26 protein-coding genes and 3 pseudogenes are annotated in these 23,570 nt (G+C 62.3%); 14 read left to right on the plus strand and 15 right to left on the minus strand.

Features of this window, described 5'->3' with window-relative positions:
* From PE067_RS02545 to rph, 3 genes are read right to left on the minus strand one after another with little or no spacing between them, the layout of a single operon-like run.
* Positions 1–375, minus strand: coding sequence for a RidA family protein (locus PE067_RS02545; RefSeq protein WP_276187689.1), 375 nt, complete (start codon positions 373–375; stop codon positions 1–3).
* Complete coding sequence (gene rdgB, locus PE067_RS02550) at positions 368–973, minus strand: RdgB/HAM1 family non-canonical purine NTP pyrophosphatase (protein ID WP_276187690.1); 606 nt, start codon at positions 971–973, stop codon at positions 368–370. Before rdgB ends, PE067_RS02545 begins: the two co-directional genes overlap by 8 nt.
* Positions 970–1,683, minus strand: a complete 714-nt coding sequence (gene rph / locus PE067_RS02555; RefSeq protein WP_276187691.1) for a ribonuclease PH — start codon at positions 1,681–1,683, stop codon at positions 970–972. Before rph ends, rdgB begins: the two co-directional genes overlap by 4 nt.
* Positions 1,684–1,776: 93 nt before the next feature.
* Here rph and hrcA point away from each other — a divergent pair, with 93 nt between their 5' ends.
* From hrcA to nagB, 3 genes are all read left to right on the plus strand, one after another.
* A complete protein-coding gene (gene hrcA / locus PE067_RS02560) occupies positions 1,777–2,832 on the plus strand; it encodes a heat-inducible transcriptional repressor HrcA (RefSeq protein ID WP_276187693.1) in 1,056 nt (351 codons plus the stop codon).
* Positions 2,833–2,839: 7 nt separating this feature from the next.
* Positions 2,840–3,394, plus strand: a complete 555-nt coding sequence (locus PE067_RS02565; RefSeq protein ID WP_276187694.1) for a nucleotide exchange factor GrpE — start codon at positions 2,840–2,842, stop codon at positions 3,392–3,394.
* Between the two features lie 133 nt (positions 3,395–3,527).
* Positions 3,528–4,307 carry a glucosamine-6-phosphate deaminase gene (nagB, locus tag PE067_RS02570; protein WP_276187695.1) on the plus strand — a complete coding sequence of 260 codons (780 nt, stop codon included), beginning with the start codon at positions 3,528–3,530 and terminating at the stop codon, positions 4,305–4,307.
* Here the strand turns inward: nagB and PE067_RS02575 are convergent, their stop codons facing one another.
* Positions 4,308–4,790 (minus strand): Lrp/AsnC family transcriptional regulator, encoded by a 483-nt coding sequence (locus PE067_RS02575; RefSeq protein ID WP_276187696.1) that lies wholly within the window; start codon positions 4,788–4,790, stop codon positions 4,308–4,310.
* 336 nt (positions 4,791–5,126) lie between these two features.
* On the opposite strand from PE067_RS02575, the gene sfnG reads away from it, so the two are divergent.
* The 8 genes and pseudogenes from sfnG to PE067_RS02615 all read left to right on the plus strand — a co-directional run bounded on the left by sfnG (position 5,127) and on the right by PE067_RS02615 (position 12,058).
* On the plus strand, positions 5,127–6,215 hold the full coding sequence (gene sfnG, locus PE067_RS02580; RefSeq protein ID WP_276187698.1) for a dimethylsulfone monooxygenase SfnG: 1,089 nt from the start codon (positions 5,127–5,129) through the stop codon (positions 6,213–6,215).
* 45 nt (positions 6,216–6,260) lie between these two features.
* Positions 6,261–7,431 (plus strand): annotated as a pseudogene (gene ssuD / locus PE067_RS02585) (FMNH2-dependent alkanesulfonate monooxygenase).
* 4 nt (positions 7,432–7,435) lie between these two features.
* On the plus strand, positions 7,436–8,635 hold the full coding sequence (locus PE067_RS02590; protein ID WP_276187699.1) for an FAD-dependent oxidoreductase: 1,200 nt from the start codon (positions 7,436–7,438) through the stop codon (positions 8,633–8,635).
* Positions 8,636–8,760: 125 nt separating this feature from the next.
* Complete coding sequence (locus PE067_RS02595) at positions 8,761–8,901, plus strand: hypothetical protein (RefSeq protein WP_276187700.1); 141 nt, start codon at positions 8,761–8,763, stop codon at positions 8,899–8,901.
* A 24-nt stretch (positions 8,902–8,925) separates the two neighbouring features.
* Positions 8,926–9,486 (plus strand): FMN reductase, encoded by a 561-nt coding sequence (msuE, locus tag PE067_RS02600; protein ID WP_276187701.1) that lies wholly within the window; start codon positions 8,926–8,928, stop codon positions 9,484–9,486.
* A gap of 29 nt (positions 9,487–9,515) precedes the next feature.
* Positions 9,516–10,487: an aliphatic sulfonate ABC transporter substrate-binding protein gene (locus tag PE067_RS02605; protein ID WP_276187702.1), complete on the plus strand. Its 972-nt coding sequence runs from the start codon at positions 9,516–9,518 to the stop codon at positions 10,485–10,487.
* A gap of 10 nt (positions 10,488–10,497) precedes the next feature.
* Entirely contained in the window at positions 10,498–11,316 is an 819-nt protein-coding gene (locus PE067_RS02610) for an ABC transporter permease subunit (RefSeq protein ID WP_276187703.1), read from the plus strand.
* Positions 11,303–12,058 carry an ATP-binding cassette domain-containing protein gene (locus tag PE067_RS02615; protein ID WP_276187704.1) on the plus strand — a complete coding sequence of 252 codons (756 nt, stop codon included), beginning with the start codon at positions 11,303–11,305 and terminating at the stop codon, positions 12,056–12,058. Before PE067_RS02610 ends, PE067_RS02615 begins: the two co-directional genes overlap by 14 nt.
* A 33-nt stretch (positions 12,059–12,091) precedes the next feature.
* Here PE067_RS02615 and PE067_RS02620 read toward each other — a convergent pair whose 3' ends face one another.
* The 11 genes and pseudogenes from PE067_RS02620 to PE067_RS02675 form a co-directional block, all read right to left on the minus strand.
* Entirely contained in the window at positions 12,092–12,976 is an 885-nt protein-coding gene (locus PE067_RS02620; protein ID WP_276187705.1) for a ParB/RepB/Spo0J family partition protein, read from the minus strand.
* A gap of 13 nt (positions 12,977–12,989) precedes the next feature.
* Positions 12,990–13,769 (minus strand): annotated as a pseudogene (locus PE067_RS02625) (ParA family protein).
* Positions 13,762–14,325, minus strand: coding sequence for a 16S rRNA (guanine(527)-N(7))-methyltransferase RsmG (gene rsmG / locus PE067_RS02630; RefSeq protein ID WP_276187706.1), 564 nt, complete (start codon positions 14,323–14,325; stop codon positions 13,762–13,764). The pseudogene PE067_RS02625 and the gene rsmG overlap by 8 nt, the downstream one beginning before the upstream one ends.
* A gap of 20 nt (positions 14,326–14,345) precedes the next feature.
* The gene (locus PE067_RS02635; protein WP_276187707.1) at positions 14,346–14,846 is read right to left on the minus strand and encodes a hypothetical protein; all 501 of its coding nucleotides are present in this window, start codon (positions 14,844–14,846) and stop codon (positions 14,346–14,348) included.
* A gap of 102 nt (positions 14,847–14,948) precedes the next feature.
* A complete protein-coding gene (locus PE067_RS02645) occupies positions 14,949–15,191 on the minus strand; it encodes an FAD-dependent oxidoreductase (RefSeq protein WP_346429648.1) in 243 nt (80 codons plus the stop codon).
* Positions 15,131–15,673: pseudogene (locus PE067_RS02650) on the minus strand (FAD-dependent oxidoreductase); the annotation flags it as partial. The gene PE067_RS02645 and the pseudogene PE067_RS02650, both read right to left, overlap by 61 nt.
* On the minus strand, positions 15,609–15,851 hold the full coding sequence (locus PE067_RS02655) for an FAD-dependent oxidoreductase (RefSeq protein ID WP_276187708.1): 243 nt from the start codon (positions 15,849–15,851) through the stop codon (positions 15,609–15,611). The pseudogene PE067_RS02650 and the gene PE067_RS02655, both read right to left, overlap by 65 nt.
* On the minus strand, positions 15,823–16,230 hold the full coding sequence (locus PE067_RS02660) for an FAD-dependent oxidoreductase (protein ID WP_276187709.1): 408 nt from the start codon (positions 16,228–16,230) through the stop codon (positions 15,823–15,825). The genes PE067_RS02655 and PE067_RS02660 overlap by 29 nt, the downstream gene beginning before the upstream one ends.
* A gap of 12 nt (positions 16,231–16,242) precedes the next feature.
* Positions 16,243–17,499 carry a tRNA uridine-5-carboxymethylaminomethyl(34) synthesis GTPase MnmE gene (gene mnmE, locus PE067_RS02665; protein WP_276187710.1) on the minus strand — a complete coding sequence of 419 codons (1,257 nt, stop codon included), beginning with the start codon at positions 17,497–17,499 and terminating at the stop codon, positions 16,243–16,245.
* A gap of 11 nt (positions 17,500–17,510) precedes the next feature.
* A complete protein-coding gene (gene rho, locus PE067_RS02670) occupies positions 17,511–18,782 on the minus strand; it encodes a transcription termination factor Rho (RefSeq protein ID WP_276187711.1) in 1,272 nt (423 codons plus the stop codon).
* Between the two features lie 128 nt (positions 18,783–18,910).
* Positions 18,911–19,363 (minus strand): CopD family protein, encoded by a 453-nt coding sequence (locus PE067_RS02675; protein WP_276187712.1) that lies wholly within the window; start codon positions 19,361–19,363, stop codon positions 18,911–18,913.
* Between the two features lie 511 nt (positions 19,364–19,874).
* Here PE067_RS02675 and PE067_RS02680 point away from each other — a divergent pair.
* From PE067_RS02680 to PE067_RS02690, 3 genes are all read left to right on the plus strand, one after another.
* Positions 19,875–21,113: an aromatic ring-hydroxylating dioxygenase subunit alpha gene (locus PE067_RS02680; RefSeq protein WP_276187713.1), complete on the plus strand. Its 1,239-nt coding sequence runs from the start codon at positions 19,875–19,877 to the stop codon at positions 21,111–21,113.
* Positions 21,113–22,189 carry a hybrid-cluster NAD(P)-dependent oxidoreductase gene (locus tag PE067_RS02685; protein WP_276187714.1) on the plus strand — a complete coding sequence of 359 codons (1,077 nt, stop codon included), beginning with the start codon at positions 21,113–21,115 and terminating at the stop codon, positions 22,187–22,189. Before PE067_RS02680 ends, PE067_RS02685 begins: the two co-directional genes overlap by 1 nt.
* A 325-nt stretch (positions 22,190–22,514) precedes the next feature.
* Positions 22,515–23,567, plus strand: coding sequence for an aldo/keto reductase (locus PE067_RS02690; RefSeq protein WP_276187715.1), 1,053 nt, complete (start codon positions 22,515–22,517; stop codon positions 23,565–23,567).
* The last annotated feature ends 3 nt before the right edge of the window (positions 23,568–23,570 follow it).

Below are 23,570 nucleotides of genomic sequence, written 5' to 3' on the forward strand. Positions count from 1 at the left end.
TCAGCCCCTGAAGGCGGTGACCTCGATCTCTATTTTCATTTCCGGTTTGATCAATCCGGCAATGACCATCGTGGCTGCCGGACGTATATCGCCCAGATAGTTCCCCAGAACCGGAATGATGGCATCGACATGGGCCCGATCCGTCACGGTATACTGGACGCGGACGATATCATCGGCCGAAAAACCAGATTCCTTCAGGACAGACAGAATCGTTTCAAAACAATTCATTGCCTGTTCATCCGGGGCGTCCGGCATGGTCATTGTCGAATAGTCATAGCCGGTCACGCCAGATATGAAACACCAATCGCCCCTGACCACCGCGCGGGAATATCCCATCGCCGCCTCGAACGGCGATCCGGTCGAGATTCTACGCAAGCGCAGCCTCCAGTTTGCGGAACGCATCAGCGCGGTGGCTGATTGCATTTTTTTCGTCCGCGGACATTTCGGCAAAGGTGCGGTCATGGCCGTCGGGAACGAAGATCGGGTCATAGCCGTGGCCGTGCGGACCGCGCGGCGGCCAGACAAGGCGACCGGGGGCGACGCCCTGGAACACCTCCTCATGACCATCCGGCCACATCAGCAGCAGAGTCGCGCGGAACTGGGCGGTGCGAGGTTCGGGCGCCCCGCGTTCGTCCAGTTCGCGCCATGTCCGGGTCATCGCCTGCATGAAGTCGCGCCCGTCCGGGGTTTCGGCCCAATCGGCGGTGTAAACCCCCGGTGCCCCGTCCAGCCCGTCAACGGTGATGCCGCTGTCATCGGCCAGAACCGGCAGGCCGGTGGCTTCGACGGCCGAACGCGCCTTGATCCTTGCGTTGCCGATGAATGTATCCTCGGTCTCGACAGGTTCGGGCAGGCCCATTTCGCCCGCGCTGGTGACCTCGATTCCGTGGGGGGCCATCATGGCGCGGATTTCGTCCAGCTTGCCCGCGTTATGGGTCGCGACCAAGAGCTTGCGTTCGGCCAGTTTTCTCATGCCATGGCGGCCTTTTGCGCGGCGACCAGTTCGGCCATGCCCTTTTCGGCCAGATCCAGCAGATCGGTCATCTGATCACGGGAAAAGGTCGCGCCTTCGGCCGACATCTGCACCTCGATCAGGCGGCCCGCGCCGGTCATGACGAAATTGCCATCGGTGCCGGCTTCGCTGTCTTCGGCATAATCCAGATCCAGAACCGACTGCCCGGCATAGATGCCGCAGGACACCGCCGCCACATGGTCGATCAGCGGATCGCTGGTCACCAGACCGGCTTTCATCAGCTTGTTCACCGCCAGGCGCAGCGCGACCCAGCCCCCGGTGATCGACGCGCAGCGCGTGCCGCCATCGGCATTGATCACGTCGCAATCGACGATGATCTGGCGTTCGCCCAGGGCGCGGCGATCCACGCCCGCGCGCAGCGACCGCCCGATCAGGCGCTGGATTTCCTGCGTCCGGCCCGATTGCTTGCCGGATGCCGCCTCGCGCCGGTTGCGGCTGTTGGTGGCGCGGGGCAGCATGCCATATTCGGCGGTGACCCAGCCCAGCCCCGAGCCTTTCAGGAAAGGCGGGCATTTTTCTTCGATGGTGGCGGTGCAGAGCACCTCGGTCCCGCCGCAACGGATCAGACAGGCGCCCTCGGCATGGCGCATGACCCCGGTTTCAATTGAAATCGGGCGCATTTCGCTTAAGTTTCTTCCAGACGGGCGCATTCGCTTTTCCTTATCGAGTTTCACTGTCAGATACAGGTCAGCCCACCCCTGCCGCAACCCGTCGCCTGTCCGATTGTCCCGATTGCCGTAACGATGCCCGAAACCAGCCTGCTGTCTGAAATGAATGATCGGTCGCGCGAGGTCTTTCGCCGCGTGGTCGAGGCCTATCTGGACACCGGCGAACCGGTGGGTTCGCGCACCCTGACCCGCGACATGACCGAAAAGGTCAGCGCCGCGACGATCTGCAACGTCATGCAGGATCTGGAGTTTCTGGGCCTGCTGGACAGTCCGCATATTTCCGCCGGCCGCCTGCCCACCCAGCTGGGCCTGCGCCTGTTCGTCGATGCCCTGATGGAGGCGGGGCCGGTCAACGACGACGACCGCAGCCGGATCGAGGAAACCATCGGCGATGACAATGCCGATACCGGGCAGATGCTGGACCGGGTCGGCGGGGCGCTGTCGTCGCTGACGCATGGCGCATCGCTGGTGCTGATGCCGAAACAAGAGGCGCCGTTGCGCCATATCGAATTCGTCAGCCTTGGCCCGGATCGCGCGCTGGTGGTGCTGGTCTTTGCCGATGGCCGGGTCGAAAACCGCATCTTTACCCCGCCGCTTGGCCAGACCCCCAGTTCCATGCGCGAGGCGGGGAATTTCCTGAATTCGATCGGCGAAGGCCGCACCCTGACCGATCTGCGCGGAGGCATCGCCACGGAAATCGCGCTGCGCCGCCAGCAGTTGGACGGGGCAGCGGCAGAACTGGTGCAGGCAGGCCTGGCGCTGTGGCATGGCGACGGCCCCGATCCGCGGCTGATCGTGCGCGGCCGGTCGAACCTGCTGGATCACGAAAAGGCCGATCTGGAACGCGTGCGCGAACTGTTCGACGATCTGGAACGCAAGCGCGACATCGCCCGCTTTCTGGAACTGGCCGAGGATGGCGAGGGCGTGCGCATCTTTATCGGTTCGGAAAACAAGCTGTTTTCACTTTCGGGTTCCTCTTTGGTGGTTTCACCCTATATGAACTCTGATCGAAAAATTGTCGGCGCCGTCGGCGTCATCGGTCCGACCCGGCTGAACTACGGGCGGATCGTGCCGATTGTCGACTATACTGCGCAGCTTGTCGGGCGGATCCTGTCCGGCAGAAAGGGTTGATAAGAAGATGGTGCAAGAGAATCCGAATCCAGATCACGCGGACGCTCAGGCCACGGATGCCGATATCGCGGCAGAGGCGGTCGAATTCGACGCCATGCCGAATGTTGACGCGATCATCGCCGAACGTGACGACTACCGCGACCGCTTCATGCGGGCGCTGGCCGATGCGGAAAACGCCCGCAAGCGCGCCGACAAGGAACGCCGCGACGCCGAACAATACGGCGGCTCGCGTCTGGCCCGCGAATTGCTGCCGGTCCATGACAACCTGATCCGCGCGCTGGATGCGGCGGGCGACGATGTCCGCGCCGCCGCCCCCGGCCTGATCGAAGGCGTCGAACTGACCCTGCGCGAACTGGAAACCGTCTTCCAGCGCCACGGCATCCGCCTGATCACCCCGGTCGTCGGCGACCGCTTCGACCCCCAGCAACATGAGGCGATGTTCGAGGCGCCCCTGCCCGGCACCACTGCGGGCAGCATCATTCAGGTGATGAACACCGGTTTCATGCTGCATGACCGGCTGCTGCGCCCGGCGCAGGTCGGCGTCAGTTCGAACCCCGGCTGATCCGGGCCGGAACGACCAGACAGACAGGCCGCCGCATCCCGGCGGCCTTTTTCATGGTCGGCTTGGGCCTTGACCTGTGCCCCAAGGCTGTCAGCATCGGCCCCGCCACAAGTCCCGCCACAGGGGGAATGCGATGAAGGTTCTGATCCTCGAGGATGCGGGCGCGGCATATGATCGGGCCGCCGGGCTGATCGCCGATGAAATCACGGCCAATCACCGGGCAGTGCTGGGTCTGGCGACCGGCGGGACGATGCTGCCGATCTATGAACGGCTGGTCATCCGCCACCGCGCGGGGCTGAGCCTGTCGGGAATCACCAGCTTCAATCTGGACGAATATGTCGGGCTGGCCCCCGAACATCCGCAATCCTACCGCAGCTATATGCGCCGGGCGCTGTTCGACCTGACCGATATCGACCCCGCCCTGACACATCTGCCGCGCGGCGATGCCGCCAATCCGATGGTCGAGGCGGAACGCTACGAAGACCGGATCCGCCGCGCCGGCGGGATCGACCTGCAACTGCTGGGGATCGGGCGGAATGGCCATATCGGTTTCAACGAACCGACCTCCAGCCTGGGTTCGCGCACGCGGGTGAAAACGCTGACGCGCCAGACGCGCGAAGCCAACAGCCGGTTCTTTGGCCCGGATGAAACCGTCCCCGCTTTCGCGATCACGATGGGGGTCGGCACGATTCTGGACGCACGGCAATGCCTGCTGGTCGCGACCGGCGATGACAAGGCCCGCGCCGTCGCCGCCATGATCGAAGGCCCTGTGTCGGCGGTCTGCCCGGCCTCGGCCCTGCAAATGCACCCCAAAGCCGTCGCGGTTCTGGACAGGCCCGCCGCATCGGCGCTGCAACTGGGCGACTACTATCGCCATGTGCATCCCGACGGGTCGGAACGCGAGATCCGCTGATCAGCGGTTCATCGTGTCGATGGGCAGGACCTTGGTGTCCTTGACCGGCTCCATCGCGAAATGCGAGGTCACGTTGCGCACATTCACCGAATTCGTCAGACGCCGGTAGAATTCATCAAAGGCGCCCATGTCCTTGACCACGACGCGCAGCAGGTAATCGGTCGGCCCGGCCAGACGGTATGCCTCGACGATCTCGGGGTGGCGGGCGATCTGCGAATTGAAGTCGTCGCGCCATTCGGAACTGTGGTCCGTCGCCTCGATCGCGACAAAGACGGTCAGCCCCAGCCCCAGCTTGGCCGGATCGACCCGCGCCACGCGCCCGGTGATGATCCCCCGGCTTTCCAGTTTCTGGATGCGTTTCCAGCAGGGCGTCTGCGACAGGCCCACCCGTTCCGCCAGCCGTGCGACGGACAGCGATGCGTCCTCCATCAGCGAGGCGACGATCTTGCGGTCGATCAGGTCCAGTTCTGTCGTGGCCGTCATGTCGGTTTCCTTATTCGCTGTTCCTGTCGCCGGAGGTTCTGGTTCAGGTGGTTCTGGCGACAGGTTTATATTACCTAATCTCGACCGTTGTAGTAGTTATTAATTTCATGTGTTTTCCACAAGTTGCAATTTTTCCCTTGCCGCAATGTCGGGTGGAAAACAGCGAATCGGCCCGGTTGCGGTGCGGGCGACGTAGAAGATCATTCTACGGTCCCGGCGAATCCATAGCGAATTCCACCCCGCAGACGCCCGGTTTTGGAATGGCCGCAAGGGCGCATCCCCGGTAATTATCTAAATCACGATTGATGTAGTCGAATTAAAGCCAAAGGACCTTCGATGACCCGCAACGCCGATCCCCTGCGCTTTGCCTATTGGGTGCCCAGCACCTCGCGCGAGGTGGTGATTCGCGACTATGATCGCGGCACGATCTGGGACATCGACGACAATATCACCCTTGCCCGCGCGGCCGAAGCCGCCGGGTTCGACTATGCCCTGACGCAGATCCGCTTTGCCGCGGGTCGCGGGGTTGAAAGCCAGCATGAATCGGTGGCCTTCAGCCATGCGCTGCTGGCCGCGACCGAAAAGCTGCGCGTCATCGCGGCGATCCTGCCGGGGCCGTGGAAACCCGCGCTGGCCGCGAAGCAGATCGCCACGATCAACCACCTGACGCGCGGGCGCATCGCGCTGAACGTGGTCAGCGGCTGGTATCGCGGCGAATTCGACGCCATCGGCGAGCCCTGGCCCGATCTGGCCGAACGTCACGAACGGGCCGAGGAATTCGTCCGCGCCCTGCGTGGCATCTGGACCGAGGACGCATTCAGCTTTGCCGGTAAGCATTACCGTTTCGACGCCTATCGCATGCAGCCGAAACCGCTGGATCCGCAGCCCGAAATCTTTCAGGGCGGCACATCCAGCGCGGCGCGCGACACGGCGGCGCGGGTGGCGGATTGGTATTTCACCAATGGCAACTCGCCCCAGGGGCTGGCCGCGCAAACCGCCGATCTCCGCGAAAAGGCGACGGGCCATGACCGCCGCGTCCGCACCGGGGTCAACGCCTTTGTCATCGCCCGCGACACCGAGGAACAGGCCCGCGCCGTGCTGGACAGCATCGCCGCCACCGCCGACCCCGAGGCGCTGGACGATCTGCCCGGCGCCGATGGCCGCATCACCCGCACACCCGAAGAAAACTGGTCCGATTCCACCCTGCGCGACCTTGTCCGCTACAAGGACGGCTTTCGATCCAACCTGATCGGCACGCCGGACCAGATCGCCGACCGCATTCTGGCGCTGAAGGACGCCGGCGCAGACATGCTGCTGCTGAGCTTTCTGAACCCGCTGCCGGAACTGGAATATTTCAGGCGCCACGTCCTGCCCGTCATTCGCCGCAAAGAGGCCACCCGCGCATCCCGCGCCACTGCCGCCTGAATTTCATACCCGGAAGGAAGCTGTAACATGTCCGCACCCGACAAGATCAAGGTCCTGTGGTTCCTGCCCACCCATGGCGATTCGCGCTATCTGGGCACGGCCGAAGGCGGTCGCGCCGTTGATCTGGGATACCTGACCCAGATCGCCCGAGGCCGCCGACAATCTGGGCTTTTACGGGGCGCTGCTGCCGACCGGGCGCAGTTGCGAAGACAGCTGGGTCATTGCCTCGGCGCTGGTGCCGGTGACGCGCAACCTGCGCTTTCTGGTCGCGGTGCGCCCCGGTCTGCTGTCGCCCAGCCTTGCCGCCCGGATGACCGCGACGCTGGATCGCGCCTCGCACGGGCGGCTGTTGATCAATGTGGTCACGGGCGGCGATCCGGTCGAAAACGCGGGCGACGGCGTCCATCTGGACCACGCCGAACGCTATGAGGTGACCGAAGAATTCCTGCACATCTACAAGGCGCTGCTGGCCGGTGAAACGGTCAACCACGACAGCAGGCATTTCCGCATCGACAACGGCACGCTGCTGTATCGGCCCGCGCAGGAACAGGTTCCGCTGTATTTCGGCGGCTCCTCCGATGCGGGGACGGCGGTTGCGGCGCGGCTGGTCGACAAATACCTGACCTCGGGCGAACCCCCCGCCGATGTCGCCGCCAAGATCGCAAAGGTCCGCGAGGCCGCAGCCCGCGAAGGCCGGACCCTCAGCTTTGGCATCCGCCTGCATGTCATCGTCCGCGAGACGGAAAAAGAGGCATGGGCCGCCGCCGACAGCCTGATCAGCCGTCTGGACGACGCCACCATCGCCAAGGCGCAAGAGGTGTTTTCGCGGATGGATTCGGTCGGGCAGGCGCGAATGCGCGCCCTGCATGGCGGCAGCCGCGACAAGCTGGAAATCAGTCCGAACCTTTGGGCCGGCGTCGGACTGGTGCGAGGTGGCGCGGGCACCGCATTGGTCGGTGACCCCGCCACCGTCGCGGAACGGATCGACGAATACCGCCGCGCTGGCGTCGATACCTTTATCCTGTCGGGCTATCCGCATCTGGAAGAAGCCTACAGCTTTGGCGAACGCGTCCTGCCGCTGCTGCCGCTGGACCACCCGCTGCCCCATACCGAAGCGACCAGCAACATGGGTCCCTTCGGCGAAACCGTGGCGAATATCCATCGCCCTGGACAAGCCCCCGCAACCCGTCCCAAAATCGTCGTAACAGGAGGATAGAAGCATGAGCCGCCAATCGCGATATCATCCCCGCATCGCCATCCTTGGCGGAGGTTTCACCGGCGCCGCCATTGCCTGGAACCTTGCCGAGGCCGGGGTCGACGCCGACGTCACCGTGATCGAACCCCAACCCGAACTGGGCCGGGGTCTGGCCTATTCGACCCGCGAACCCGCCCATCGCATCAATGTCCCCGCATCCCAGATGAGTCTGCGCCCCGAGGCGCCGGCCGATTTCATCAACTGGCTGGACCATAACGGGCTGATCGAGGATGCGGATCTTGCCCGCGACGGCGAGGTCTTTGTCCAGCGCGGGCTGTCCGGGCGCTATGTCGCCGAACATCTGACCCCCTATCTGCGGGACGGCAGCCTGACCCACCAGCGCGCGCGGCTGATGAATGTCACCGCAACGCGCGGCTTTGACCCGACCCTGCGGCTGAGCCTGTCGAATGGCGGCAGCGAACTGGCCGATATTCTGGTCGTCGCGACCGGCAACCCCCTGCCGGAAATTCCCGCGCAACTGCAACCGCTGATCGGTTCGAACGCGCTGATCCTGGACCCTTTCAGCCCGGCGCGACTAGAGACGATCGGCGTCAACGAACGGGTGCTGATCGTCGGCAGCGGGCTGACTTCGGCCGATGTCGTCGCGACGCTGGACCGTCAGGGCCATCGCGGCCAGATCCTTGCGCTGGCGCGTCACGGCCAACGCTCGCAACCCTATGGCGGGACGGCGCTGGCCAGCGGCGTGGACTTTACCAATCCCGTTCCGCGCACGGCCCTGACCCTGCTGCGGACCGTGCGCCGCGCCGTTCAGGATGCGGAAATCCGGGGCGAGAACTGGCAATCGGTGTTCAACCTGCTGCGCCGTCAGGGACAGCAGATCTGGGCCGCGCTGGACATGACCGAACGTGCCCGCTTCAACCGCCATCTCAAGGTCTATTGGGACGCCCACCGCCACCGGGTCGCGCCGCAAGTTGCCCGGATCATCGCCGCCCGCACGGCAGAGGGCACGCTGGCTTATGTCGCTGCCCGCCTGTCGCGCGTGGCCGAGGATGTCGAAGGCGTCCATGTCGGTTTCCGTGGCCGGGGCGAGGCGCTGGAACGTCTCGTCATGCGTTCGACCGCGTCATCGTCGCGACCGGCCCGGCCCATGCCCGCGCCATCGACTTCAACCGGGGGCCGGCGGCGCTGGCGAACCTTGGCCTGATCGAGGCCGACCCGCTTGGGCTGGGGCTGAAGACCCGTGACCGCCTGAACGCCGCCCGCCGCGACAGCGCCCTGCCCGGCCAGATCCTGATCGCGGGTCCGCTGGCGCGCGGCCAGATCGGCGAGTTGATCGGGGCGCCGGAAATCGCCGCCCATGCCCGCGAAATCGCCGCCCATATCCTGAAGCTGGTGGCGGACAGAAACCATCCGACGCCCGCCCCGAAACGCCAGGGCGCTCAGCCCCGAACCGGCCGTGCGCTGAACTGACACCGAACAGACAAGGAAAACGACATGACCAGACTTGCCATCGCAGGTTTCGCCGGAAGCCTCAGCAACCCGTCCCGGACGCGGGCGCTGGTGGAACATGCGGTCACCCGGACAGCGGCACGGCATGGCGGCGGGGGCGAGGTCTTTGACCTGTTGGACCTTGGCCCGTCGCTTGGCACGGCACGGCGACTGGAGGATCTGGACGCAGGCGCGCGCGGGATCGTCGATACGATCATCGCCGCGGATGCGCTGGTCATTGCAAGCCCGGTGTTCAAGGGCAGCTATGCCGGGCTGTTCAAACACCTGTTCGACCTGCTGGACCCGGCAGCACTGGCTGGCAAGCCGGTGCTGCTGGCCGCGACCGGCGGGGGCGAAAAGCACGCGCTGGTGATCGAGCATCAACTGCGCCCGCTGTTCGCCTTTTTCGAGGCGCAGGTTCTGGCCACCGGGCTGTACGCCTCGGATCGCGATTTCGAGGCGGGCCGGCTGACCGGGGCGCAGACGCTGGCGCGGCTGGATCGCGCCATCGACCAGTTCGCCCCCTTCCTTGCACCCGCCAACCATTTGCACGCGCAGGTCGCCTGACCCACCGCGCGAACCGAAAGGAATTTCCGATGACTGCAATCACACGGCGCAACACCTCGGCATTGGGGCTGATCGGCGCCTTCAGCCTGGCCGCGCCCACCATCCTGCGCGCCGCCCCCGCGACGAAACTGCGTGTCGGCTGGCAAAAAGGCGGGGTGCTTGGTCTGGTCAAGGCCGAGGGCGCGCTGGATCGCGCCTTTGCCGATCAGGGCCTGCGCGTTGAATGGGCCGAATTCACATCCGGCCCGCCGATGCTGGAGGCGCTCAGCGCGAACGCGCTGGATTTCGGATATACCGGCGACGTCCCCCCGATTTTCGCCCATGCGGCGCGGGGCAATCTGCTGTTCGTGGCCGCGACCGAATCCTCGGACGAAGGCCACGCCATCCTCGTGCCCAAGGATCTGCCCCTGCAATCCGTCGAGGAGTTGAAGGGCAAGCGCGTCGCCTTCAAGCGCGGATCATCGGCGCATGGGGTGCTGATTAAATTCCTGCGCAACGCCGATGTCGCGCTGGATGATGTCACCCAGATCGACCTGTCGCCCCCGGATGCCATCGCGGCCTTTGACAACGGGGCGATAGATGCCTGGGTGATCTGGGACCCCTATCTGGCGCTGGCCGAAGCGCGGCCGAATACGCGCGTGCTGAAAACCTCGGAAGGGCTGAATTCCAAATACGGGTTCTATTCCGCGAATGGCGATTACACCCGCGACAACCCCGAACTGATCCCCCGGATCATCGAGGAAATCCGTAAGGTCGGCATCGCCGGTCAGCAGAATCTGGACCAGACCGTCAGGAGTTTCGCCACCGAAACCGGCCTGTCGGCCGAGGTGATACGCACCTATCTGACCCGCAAGGGCGCCGATCTGGGCAAACATGGCCCGGTCGAGGAGCACCATATCGAATATGAACAGGCGCTGGCCGACGATTTTCTGGCAATCGGCGTCATTCCATCAAAACTGGATATCCGGTCGGTCACCTGGACCCCGGATGCGACAAGCTGAGGGGACCGCGATGACCACCTATGACGGCTTCGCCGAACGCAGCGACCCGCCGCGCCGCAGCTATCGCCCCGAGTTTTCGGCCCTGCTGCCCTATGCCCTGCCGCTGGCCATTCTGGTGCTGTGGGAAATCGGCAGCGCGACCGGGCTGATTTCCGACCGCGCCCTGCCCCGCCCGTCGCAGATCATCGCGACCGGCGCCAGCATGACCGCATCCGGCGAGTTGTTCACCCATCTGGGCGTGTCGGCCGCGCGGGCGCTGGCCGGACTGATCGTCGGCGGCGGCATCGGCTTTGCGCTTGGGCTGGCGAATGGGCTGTCGCGGCGATGGGACGAGGTGACGGACACCACCCTGCAGATGATCCGCAACATCCCCCATCTGGCGCTGATCCCGCTGGTCATCCTGTGGTTCGGCATCGGCGAGGGCGCGAAACTGTTCCTGGTCGCGCTTGGAGTATTTTCCCTGATATATCTCAATACGATGCACGGAATCCGCAGCGTCGATCCGCAACTGATCGAAATGGGCCGCGCCTATGGGATGCGGCCGGCGGCACTGTTTCGCAAGGTGATCCTGCCGGGCGCCCTGCCCTCGATCTTTGTCGGGCTGCGCTATGCCCTGGGGATCATGTGGCTGACCCTGATCGTCGCGGAAACCCTGTCCGCATCGTCGGGGCTAGGCTATCTGGCCATGAAATCCCGCGAGTTCATGCAACTGGATATCGTCGTCCTGTCCATTCTTCTTTACGCGGTGCTGGGCAAGCTGGCCGATACGCTGACCCGCATTCTGGAAGGCCGCGTCCTGCGCTGGAGCCCCGCCCATGCTGATCGATGAACTCGTCCTCGACCGACCCATTGCCGAAAACGGCGCCGAAATCGAACTAAACGGCGTCAGCCACGGCTTTGGCGACCTGCGGGTGCTGTCCCATATCGACCTGAGGATCGCGCCGGGTGAATTCGTTTCGATCGTGGGGAAAAGCGGTTGCGGCAAATCCACCCTGCTGCGGCTGATCGCGGGGCTGGACCAGCCCCGCGCCGGACAGATCCGCATCGGCGGCGCCAGCGTCGAGTCCCGCAAGGAAGACCTGCGCGTGATGTTTCAGGAACCGCGCCTGCTGCCCTGGGCATCGGTCGCTGACAATGTCGCGGTTGGCCTGCGCCCCGGTGAAAACCCGGATGAGGTCGGCCGCGCGTTGCAGGCCGTTCAGCTTTCCGAAAAGGCAGGCGAATGGCCCGCGCGGCTGTCTGGCGGGCAAAAGCAACGCGCGGCGCTGGCCCGCGCTCTGGTCAACGGCCCGCGGCTGCTGATGCTGGACGAACCGCTTGGGGCGCTGGACGCGCTGACCCGGCTGGCGATGCAGGGTCTGATCCGGAAAATCCATGCGCTCGAAGGGTTTACCGCAATCCCGGTTACGCATGACGTGGCCGAAGCGGTGGCCCTTTCGGATCGGGTGATCGTGCTGGGACAGGGGCATATCCTGGAAGATTTCCGGATCGTCCGGGTGGCCGAAACCCCACGGGGCTCGCCGGAACTGCTGCGCATTGAACAGGAAATTCTGGCGCGGATCATGGGCTAGAAAACGAAAAAGGCGGGCCAAGGCCCGCCCTTTTCATGCCGAAGCGTTCAGAACCTGACACAGCCGGTCCAGCTGTTCCAGATCGCGATAGGTGATGACCGCCTTGCCGCCCTCGGTTCCCGTATGATTGATGCTGACGGGCATGCGAAGCTGGGCGGAAAGATCCCCTTCGAGCGCGCGGGTATCGGCATCCTTTTCAGAACCCGCGCTGCGCCGCGCCTTGGGTTGCGCGGCGGCCTCGGATTGTTTGCGCACGAGGTCTTCGGTTTCGCGAACGGAAAGACCCTTTTCGATGATCTTGCGCGCCAGTTCGACGGCATTCGGCGCCGTGATCAGGGCGCGCGCGTGGCCGGCGGACAGCTTCCCCTCTTTCAGCCAGATCTGCACCTGTTCCGGCAGGTTCAGCAGGCGCAAGAGATCTGCGATATGACTGCGGCTTTTGTTCAGCGCCTCGGCCAGTTTTTCCTGGGTGTGGCCAAAGCGGTCCATAAGCTGCCGATAGGATGCGGCCTCCTCGATCGCGTTCAGATCGGCGCGCTGGATGTTTTCGACAATGGCGATTTCCAGCATCTCGGTATCGTCAAGATCGCTGACGACAACCGGAACTTCGTGCAATTGCGCCATCTGCGCGGCCCGCCAGCGCCGTTCCCCGGCGACGATCTGGTAAAGACCGCGATCCGTGGGATGGGGGCGCACGATCAGCGGCTGCAACATGCCGCGCGCCTTCAGTGAATCGGCAAGCTCCTGCAGCGCCTCGGGGGCGAAACTGCGGCGCGGCTGGTCAGGGTTCGGGGTCAGTTGTTCGACCGGCAGGGTCTGTCGTTGCGCAGGGCGTTCCGAAGGGATCAGATCGACATCAGCCATCAGGGCCGAAAGACCGCGACCCAGACCACGCTTTTCAGGTTTGTTTTCTGCCACGTCTTTTTCCTTATCAAGCGACTGCGAGCTGGCGGCTCAGGAATTCCCTGGCGAGGCTGCGATAAGCCCCGCTGCTCCTTGAGTGGGTATCATAGGACAGGACCGACATCGCATGCGACGGCGCCTCTGACAGGCGAACATTGCGCGGAATGACGGTTTCATAGACCAGTTTCGACAGCGTGCTGCGGGCGTCCGCCTCGACCTGCTGGGACAGGTTGTTGCGGCTGTCGGCCATGGTCAGAAGAATGCCCTCGATCCGCAGATCGGGATTTGCGGCGTTACGCACCTCGCGGAAGGTGGTCATGAGCTGGGAAAGGCCTTCCAGCGCGTAGAATTCAGCCTGCAACGGGACAAGAACGCTATGCGATGCGACCATCGCATTCAGCGTCAAAAGGCCAAGCGCGGGCGGGCAATCGATCAGGATATATTCGGCGTCCTGATAGTCATGCAGCTTTCTGCGCAGCAACTGGGTGCGCCCCGGCTTACTAGAAAGTTGCAAATCCGCCGATGCCAGATCTGGTGTCGAAGGGACGATTTTGAGGTTGGCGATCTGTGTATCCACCAGACATTGTGCCAGACTCTGCTCTGCCGCAAGCAAATCGAACGAGGTCAATTCGCGTTCTTCGACCGAAATACCCAAACCCGTCGACGCATTGCCCTGTGGATCCAGATCATATGATCACCACCGAATGGACCAAGCTCTGCCAAGAGCAGCACCAAGGTTGATGGCCGTCGTCGTTTTACCGACCCCGCCCTTTTGGTTTGCAACGGCGACGATACGCGCTTCAGTCATGACGAATCCCCGAAATTTCCAATATTGCAGCGTTGGAATCTGTGCGGCTTTGATGTGCGGTCAGGTCGAAATGCCAAGTTTCCCGTGCATCGGCAACCTCTGCCTGCCAGCTTTGCCCCTTCATCAACCAGGCCGTCCCTGTAGAGGACAGGTGCCTGTGCACATATGACATCAGCAAGGGCAGCGGTGCAAGTGCGCGGGCACTGACAATATCGGCGTTCAGCGGATCAGCGCTTTCTATGCGATTAACGATGACTTTGCTGTTCGTCAGCCCTAGTTCGCGGATCACGGTCCGGATGAACGTCGCCTTGCGCTGATCGCTTTCGACCAGCGCCACCGACAGATCAGGCCGCGAAATTGCGACGATAAGGCCGGGCAAACCGCCCCCGCTGCCCAGATCAACCCAACCACCCGCCGCCGCGCTGGCAAGATCGACAAGCTGAAGACAGTCCTGAATATGACGCTGCTGCAGATCGGGAAGCGTCGCCGGCGCGATCAGATTGATGCGCGGGTTCCACTTTCGGATCAGATCGGCATAGCCGTCCAGTCGATCCATTGTTTCACGTGAAACAAGCATCACGCTGTCTGCCGGCGCATGGATTTGATAACAGCGATCAGCAATGTCAACGCCGCCGGGGTAATTCCCTCTATCCTTGCTGCGGCTGCCAATGTCATCGGACGCGCGGCATTCAGTTTTGATTTCAACTCGTTGGACAGGCCCGAAATCGAATCGTAGTCAAGATCATCCGGGATCTGGATCGCTTCTTCTTTCTGCAACAGCTCGGCATCGCGAGTTTGGCGCTCCGCATATTGATGATACAGCGCATCAATCGCGATCTGATTGATAATTTCGGGATCAACCTCACCCAGATCATCCGAAAGCGCCAAAACTGCGCCACGGTCGATATCCTGCTGCCCCAGAAGCGAGAAAAGACTGCGCTTTACACCATCACTGCGCACCTGGATATTCTGCGCGGCAAGTTGGGTCGGCGTAAATACGTGGCTTTCCGCGATGGAACGAGCCGCCGCATATCGCCGCATCTTGTCGGCGAAAAACGTGGATCTGTCCGCCTCCACACAGCCGATCTCCGTCCAAGCGGCGTCAGGCGCTGGTCCGCATTATCCGCGCGCAGGGACAAAGCCGGAATTCCGCGCGCGAGGTAAACATCCGGATAGGGCTCACTCACCCCGCGGGTGACAAGATCGTCGATCATCACACCGATATAACTTTGCGAGCGACTGAAGACCGAAGCCGGCCGGCCGCTGCTGCACCGACAGCGCCGCGTTCAGAGCCCGCAACCAAGGCCCTGAGCTGCTGCCTCTCTCATAGCCCGTGGTTCCGTTGATCTGACCGGCGAGGATACAAGACCATTCAAGCGATTCCGCACCTCCAGCGCATGGTTGCAGCGCACGCGGATCGATATAGTCATATTCGACCGCATAGCCGTGGCTGCGCTTATCTCTGCATTCTCCATCCCGCGCATTGACCGCACATAGGCAAGCTGAACATCTTCGGGCAGCGAGGTTGAAATGCCGTTTGGATAAACCAGATCGCTGTTCAGCCCCTCGGGTTCCAGAAAGACCTGATGCGAGGATTTATCGGCAAAGCGCACGATCTTGTCTTCGATGGACGGGCAATATCGCGGTCCGACGCCATCGAAATACTGGCCACCATACATCGCCGAGCCGATTAAGATTCGCGCGGATCAGATCCGATGTGTGCCGTTCGTTCGTATGCGTGATCGTGCAATCTGATCTGCGTCGCGGTGACACCGCTGCTGAGATAGGAGATACAGCGTTGGAACATCATCCCCCGGCTGCTTATCCAGAATATCCCAGTCAATGCTGTCGCGCAGGATGCGCGGCGGCGTGCCGGTTTTCAGGCGGCCCAGAGGCAGGCCCAAGCGGTCTCAGCGAATTAGCGAGAGCGGAGGAGGATGCCCCCCACCTGCCCGCCTGTCGTCGGACATCCCCGATATGAATGATGCCGTTCAGGAAGGTCCCTGTCGTCAGAACAACAGCGGTGCGGCCAATATGCTGCCCATCAGACAGTTCAAGGCCGCGAACACGTCCGCCATCCATCACCAGCCTCGGAAACCTCTCCGGTCAGGAAGGTCAGACCACGACGCGATTTCACCTCGCTCAGGGCCGCCGCGCGATACAGATCACGATCCGCCTGCGCCCTCGGCCCCTGAACCGCCGGGCCTTTTCGACGGTTAAGCAATCGGAACTGGATGCCGGCAGCATCGGCAAATCGCCCCATGACACCGTCCAAGGCGTCAATCTCTCGGACAAGATGTCCTTTACCCAGTCCGCCGATTGCCGGATTGCACGACATCGTGCCCAGATCGGTTTCTGCCATGGATATCAGGGCGGTATCCACGCCCATGCGTGATGCCGCCATCGCAGCCTCTACGCCCGCATGACCGCCACCGATGACAATGACATCATAATGTTTCACGTGAAACACTTCCTATTTTCCGATGCAGAACGACGAGAAGATTTCGTCCAGATAGTCCTCTGCACCGATCAACCCAACCACAGAAAGCAGCGCGGTATTACCCTGGCGTATCGCCTCTGCAAGAATTTCTGGCGCCGCGATTTCATCAACATCCAGCGCCTGATACGCCCTTTCAAGTGCCTCGGCTTGCCGCTTGTGCGAGATGAGACCAGAATCAGCAGCGCGATGCCTTAGCTCATCATACAGACGATCCAAAAGGCTTTCGACTCCTTTTCCGGTCAGACCGGACACGGAATCGCCATCCGTCGCCTCATCATCCTTGGAACGCAGCACCAGATCGCCGGGCTTGAACCCATCCTGCCATGTGCCGTCCACGGACAGGTGAATCCGCAGATCGGCGTCATCTGCACGCTTCCTTGCACGCTCGACCCCCATGCGCTCCACCAGATCGGCGCTGTCGCGCAGCCCCGCCGTATCCAGCAGCGTGACGGGCAGACCGCGCAGATCCAGCCGCAGCTCGATAATGTCGCGCGTCGTTCCAGCGATATCGGAAACCAGGGCGACATCGCGCTGTGCAATCCGGTTCAGCAGCGTCGATTTTCCGGCATTCGGTGGACCGATGATGGCAACCTCGTAGCCCTGCCGCAGCCGTTCGGTTGCGGGATAGGTTTTCAGAAGCCCTGCGATTTCTGCCCGGGTCTGGCCGATCAGGTCCAGAACTTCGCCCGGCACCTCATCGGGGACCTCTTCATCCGCGAAATCGATGCTGACCTCGACCAGAGCACCGGCACGGATCAGCTTTTTCCGCATCTCATTGGCGACGCGACCAATTTCACCATCTGCGGCCTTCATGGCAAGACGCCGCTGCGCCTCTGTCTCTGCCGCCAGCAGATCGGCCAGCCCTTCCGCATCGGCCAGGCTGATCTGCCCGTTCACAAAGGCCCGCCGCGTGAATTCGCCCGCCTCTGCCCGTCGCAAACCGAGATGCAGAAATGCCTCCTCCAACCGTTTACCGATGACCGGGGCCCCATGCAGATGAAACTCCGACACTTCTTCGCCGGTAAAGCTCTGGCCTTTTTGGAACCAGACGACCAAGGCGCGATCAATCAGCTCATCCTGATCGCGTAGCCCCCTCAGGCAGGTTTCGCGGGAGCGCTCAGCAGGACCGGCCAGATCCTCCAGCACCGCGCGCGCGCGGGGACCGCTGACCCGGAAAACAGAAACCCCCCCGCGTCCGGGAGGGGTCGCCTCTGCAAAGATCGTGTCCATCGGGAACCGCGTCAGCCATTCATTGAATCGAAGAAATCGGCATTCGTCTTGGTCTGTTTCAGCTTTGAAATCAGGAATTCGATCGCATCTGTCGTGCCCATCGGGTTCAGGATGCGGCGCAGCAGATAGGTTTTCTGCAGGTCCTTGCTGTCGACCAGCAACTCTTCCTTGCGCGTGCCGGATTTCAGGATGTCCATCGCCGGGAAGACGCGTTTGTCGGCAACCTTGCGGTCCAGCACTATTTCCGAGTTGCCCGTGCCTTTGAACTCTTCAAAGATCACCTCATCCATGCGCGAGCCGGTATCGATCAGCGCGGTTGCGATAATGGTCAGCGAACCGCCCTCTTCGATATTCCGCGCCGCGCCAAAGAAACGCTTGGGGCGTTGCAGCGCGTTCGCGTCCACACCACCGGTTAGCACCTTACCAGAGCTGGGCACCACGGTATTGAAAGCACGACCAAGTCTTGTGATCGAATCCAAAAGGATCACAACATCTCGTTTATGTTCGACCAGCCGCTTGGCCTTTTCGATCACCATTTCCGACACCGCGACGTGACGGCTGGCCGGTTCGTCAAAGGTCGAGGAAATCACCTCGCCCCGGACCGAGCGCTGCATATCTGTCACCTCTTCGGGGCGTTCGTCGATCAGCAGGACGATCAGATAGACCTCGGGGTGATTCTTTTCGATCGAATGCGCGATATTTTGCAGCAACACGGTCTTGCCCGTGCGCGGCGGCGCCACGATCAGCGAACGCTGGCCCTTGCCGATCGGGGCGACCAGGTCGATGATCCGGGCCGAGCGGTCCTTGATCGTCGGATCCTCGATTTCCATCTTCAGCCGCTCATTCGGATACAGCGGCGTCAGGTTGTCGAAGGCGACCTTGTGACGGGCCTTTTCCGGGCTTTCGAAATTGATCCGTTCGACCTTGGTCAGCGCGAAGTAACGCTCATTCTCGCCCGGCGCGCGGATCACGCCCTCGACCGTGTCACCGGTGCGCAGGCTCAGCTGGCGGATCATGTCGGGGCTGACATAGATGTCATCGGGACCGGGCAGATAGTTCGCCTCGGGCGAGCGCAAAAAGCCGAAACCGTCCTGCACGACCTCCAGCACGCCATCGCCGCCGATTTCGAAACCTTCCTCGGCATGTTCCTTCAACAGCGAGAACATCATCTCGCCCTTGCGCATGGCCGAAGCGTTCTCGATCTCCCATTCCTCTGCCATGGACAGAAGATCGGCGGGGCTTTTTGCCTTGAGATCGGACAGGTTGAGACGTTCTTCGGTCATGCGATACGATACCCGATAGGCGCAACTTTCCGGACAAGGCCCGGATGCGCGCAAGATGTGTGCAGGAGAATCCCCGCCGGACGGCGATTGCCGTTCAGATAGGGGCAATGCGGGGCAAAGTCAATTCTTCAGAACTTCACGACCACGGACAGCACGATCACGACCATCAGCAGGGTCGGCACCTCGTTCATCATCCGGTAGCGGCGACCGCTGGCACCCTGCCCGGCCAGCAGTGCCTTGCGCTGCATGGCCAGCCACATGTGAAACCAGGTCATCCCAAGCACGGCTGCCGCCTTGGTCCAGGGCCACAGCGACGACCAGTCGACGATTCCCGGCGTCGCGACCAGCGCCAGCCCGGCCGCCCATGTCACGACCATCGCCGGTTTCATGATCATCCGCAGCAGCTTTTCTTCCATGATGACAAAGCTGATTGCTGGCTCTGTCCCGGCAACCCTGCCGCCACGTTCGGCGTGATAGACATAAAGACAGGGCAGATAGAACAGGCCCGCCATCCAGGCGATCACCGCCATGATGTGCAATGCCTTGATCCAGGGATAGGCGAGACTGAGCAGACCGGTCATGAGGTCCTCCTTGCCCCTCTCTCCTCTTATAAAAAAGAAAAGAAGAAAAGATTGATGATGTAGATAGGGCCTGTGTGAATCAGGAAAACCGGATACGGCCCGGATCATGAACAGGTTCGGCATGGGCCGCCCTGATCCGAAAATTCTGTCAGGATTTGCGATTCATCCATGTTTTTCAATCAGGTATCCGTATGTTTCCTGTGGGCGCCTTTGTGGACAAACAGAACTGTCCACAGATTGTGGAAATGGCGGGGCATGGTTCTGGACATGTGGATGACTCCGGCGCGTTCACGCAAGGTTCACATGGGTTATCCACGGGCTGCCGTCCGGCCTGTTTCATGCCCTGACTTGCCCCGATGCTTGCCCACGGGCTTATCCACAGGCGGCGATTCTGTCCGATTGCTGTCACATGTCCGAATCCGAACCGCGAATGTCGCATTTGAGCATTGGTCGGCGCAAAGCTGGTGCAATCTAGGGGAAATGCATTGTCCCTCAGGCAACGGATACCGCCATGTTGAACGCAGCTGAAATCCTGTCACAGATCGCTTCGCGCCCCAAGAATTTCGCGCTGAGCCATGATCTTTATTGCGACCCCGGCGTCTACCAGACCGATCTGGAACAGATCTGGTATCGCGAATGGGTCTTTGCGATTCCCGCCTGTGAAATTCCCAAGACGGGCAACCATGCGACGCTGCAGATCGGTGAGTTTCCGGTCGTCATCGTGCGCGGTGCCGATGGACAGATCCGCGCCTTTCACAACGTCTGCCGCCACCGCGGCCAGCGCCTGTGCCCCAAGCACAATGGCTCGTCGCCGAAACTGGTCTGTCCCTATCACCAGTGGACCTACGACCTTGACGGCAAGCTGCTGTTCGCCCGCGACATGGGTCCCGATTTCGACCCGTCGAAATTCAGCCTCAAGCCGGTGCATGTCCGCAGCGATGGCGGCATGGTCTTCATCTGCCTGGCCGACAACCCGCCCGCCTTCGACCGTTTCGGCGGCTTTCTGGACAGCTATGTCGGCGCCAGCGATCCCGGCAATGCCAAGGTCGCCTATAGCTCGACCATCATCGAGGAAGGTAACTGGAAGCTGGTCATCGAAAACAACCGCGAATGTTACCATTGCGGCGGCAACCACCCCTCGCTGTGCCGCAGCTATTCCGACAACCCGCTGATGACCGTGATGGAAGGGCCGAATGCGGCCTCGAACGAAATCCTGCAGCACTGGGACCGTTGCGATGCGGCTGGCCTGCCCGCGCGTTTCATCAATCAGGACGACATGCAATGGCGTTTCGCCCGCGTGCCGCTGCTGAACAATGCCGAAAGCTTCACCATGTCGACCAAGGCGGCGGTCAGCCGGCGCATGGGCAATATTCCGTGGAACGACGCGGGCAGCCTGATGCTCTATCACTTCCCCTCGACCTGGAACCATTTCCTGCCCGATCACGCCATCGTCTTCCGCATGGTGCCGATTTCGCCGATGCAGACCGAGGTGACGACGAAATGGCTGGTCCACAAGGACGCGGTCGAAGGCGTCGATTATGACGTGCAAAAGCTGACCGAGGTCTGGATCAACACCAATGACGAAGACCGCCGCGTAGTCGAGGAAAACCAGAAGGGCATCCGCTCGCCCGCCTATGAGGCAGGGCCCTATTCCCCCAATCAGGAAGAGGGCGTGATCCATTTCGTCGACTGGTATTGCCAGAAGATCCAGGACCGTCTGGCGCCGCTGCCGGCGATGGCGGCTGAATAATGGCATCTCCGGCCAAGGCATTCGGCGAAGCGCCGTGGAAGGACAGCGAACTGCTGGAATGTGCGATGGTGGTGCCCGAAACGACGGACACCGCCACCTTCACCTTCCGCGCGCCTTCGGGCGCATGGTTTGATTACAAGCCGGGGCAGTTCATCACACTGGACCTGCCGGTTCCGGGCGGTAACGTCCAGCGCACCTATACGATCAGCTCCAGCCCGTCGCGGCCGCTGTCGATTTCGGTGACGATCAAGGCGCAGCCCGGCAGCATCGGCGGGCGCTGGATGCTGGACCACCTGCGGCCGGGGATGCAGATCAAGGCCTATGGCCCGTCGGGGATTTTCCACAACCGTTGTGAAACGGATCGGAAATACCTGTTCATCTCGGCCGGATCGGGGATCACCCCGGTCATGTCGATGACGACATGGGCGTGGGATTCGGGCGAAATGCCCGATATCGCCTTTGTCCATGCCGCGCGGACGCCCAGTGACATCATCTTTCGCCAGCGTCTGGAAGGCATGGCCGACCGGGTGCCGGGGCTGAAGCTGCATTTCACGGTCGAGGAAACCGACCCGTTCAAGGCATGGCACGGCTATCGCGGACGTCTGCACCAGATCATGCTGGGTCTGATGGCGCCCGATTATCTGGAACGCGATGTCTATTGCTGCGGGCCGGAACCCTTCATGCAGGCGGTGCGCGACATGCTGGTGGCGCTTGGCTATGACATGGACCGCTATCATCAGGAAAGCTTCGGCGCCCCTGTGCGGTCCCAGGCCGATGCGCCGGTCATCGACGATGTCATTCCCGACGAAGACAGCAAGGCCAGCGTGGAATTCACCCTGTCGGGCGTCAATGCCAAATGCACCGAAACCGATACGGTTCTGGCCGTTGCCAAGGCGAACGGGCTGAATATCCCCTCTGGCTGCACCTTTGGCCTGTGCGGGACCTGCCGGATCAAGAAGGTCTCGGGCGAGGTGCATATGGTCCATAACGGCGGCATTTCCGACGAAGATATCGAAGACGGCTATATTCTGGCCTGTTGTTCGCATCCCATCGGGGCGGTGGCGGTCGAAGTCTGACCGATCAGGCCATCTGGCCCCAGAATCAGGGGCGGCGCGCCGGGACCTCCCACCCGGATCGCCGCCCCTGTCGGATTTTTTCGCGGCCGGGCGGTCCGGGTTTCGGCGGTCGGAATCCGGCCTTTGCCACCCGTCGCATCGCTGTTCACCCGGATCGGCTTTACGCCGGGGTCATCTGCGGCATATCTATCCGCACCGGGCCGGTGCCTTCACCGACCCGTCCGAGACGCGCAAGCGGAAAAGAAGCGTTCCCGATGGGCCGGACCGATCTGGCATTTGTCGCGGGGTGGGTTTCATTTCCGTCAAGACCTTGAAAGGATCGCCAGTGAAAACGACAACGCTTGGCAAAAGCGATGTGATCGTCAGTGAAATCTGCCTGGGCACGATGACCTTTGGCAATCAGACCGGCGCTGCGGATGCGTTCCGGCAGATGGACCGCGCCGTGGACGTGGGCATGACGTTTTTCGATTGTGCCGAAATGTATCCCGTCAACCCGGTCCGCCCGGAAACCAAGGGCCGCAGCGAAGCGGTGATTGGCGACTGGATCGCGCAGCGCGACCGCAGCGACGATCTGCGGATCGCGACCAAGATCTCTGGCCCCGGCAATATCCGTGAGGAAGGTTTTACCGGCGCCAATATCGCCGCTGCGATCGACGATTCGCTGCGCCGTCTGCGGGTTGATGTCATCGACCTGTATCAATTGCATTGGCCGCAGCGCGGCAGCTATGCCTTTCGCCAGAACTGGGCCTATGACCCCTCGGGTCAGGATCGCGCGCGCACCATCGCCCATATGCAGGATGTCTGTCAGGCGCTGAAAACGGCGGTGGACGCGGGCAAGATCCGCGCCTTTGGCCTGTCGAACGAATCGGCATGGGGCACGGTGCGCTGGATCGACGTCGCGCAGCAGGTCGACGGTCCGCGCGTGGTTGCGGTTCAGAATGAATATTCGCTGATGAACCGCCATTACGATCTGGACATGGCCGAGGTCGCGGTGAACGAAGATATCACCCTGCTGTCCTATTCGCCGCTGGCGGCGGGTCTGCTGACCGGGAGATATCTGGGCGGCGTCAACCCTGACGGCAGCCGCGCCGCTGTCGATGTCCTGCACGGCGGCAAGGGCGATCTGGGTGGCCGCCGCACCCTGCAGGCCGAACGCGCGGTTGCTGCGTGGAAGGCGCTGGCCGATGAAACCGGCATCGACCTGATCCATCTGGCCATCGCCTTTCAGACGACCCGGCCCTTCCATGTCGTGCCGATCATCGGCGCGACGAATATCGACCAGCTTGAACATCTGATCGCCGGGTTCGATGTGCGGCTGTCGGCCGAGGTTCTGGACCGGATCGCGCAGATCCGCCGCGACCACCCGACGCCCTACTGACCC

It is taken from the genome of Paracoccus sp. DMF-8, from assembly GCF_029309835.1.
In the GTDB taxonomy this organism is placed as follows: Bacteria; Pseudomonadota; Alphaproteobacteria; order Rhodobacterales; family Rhodobacteraceae; genus Paracoccus.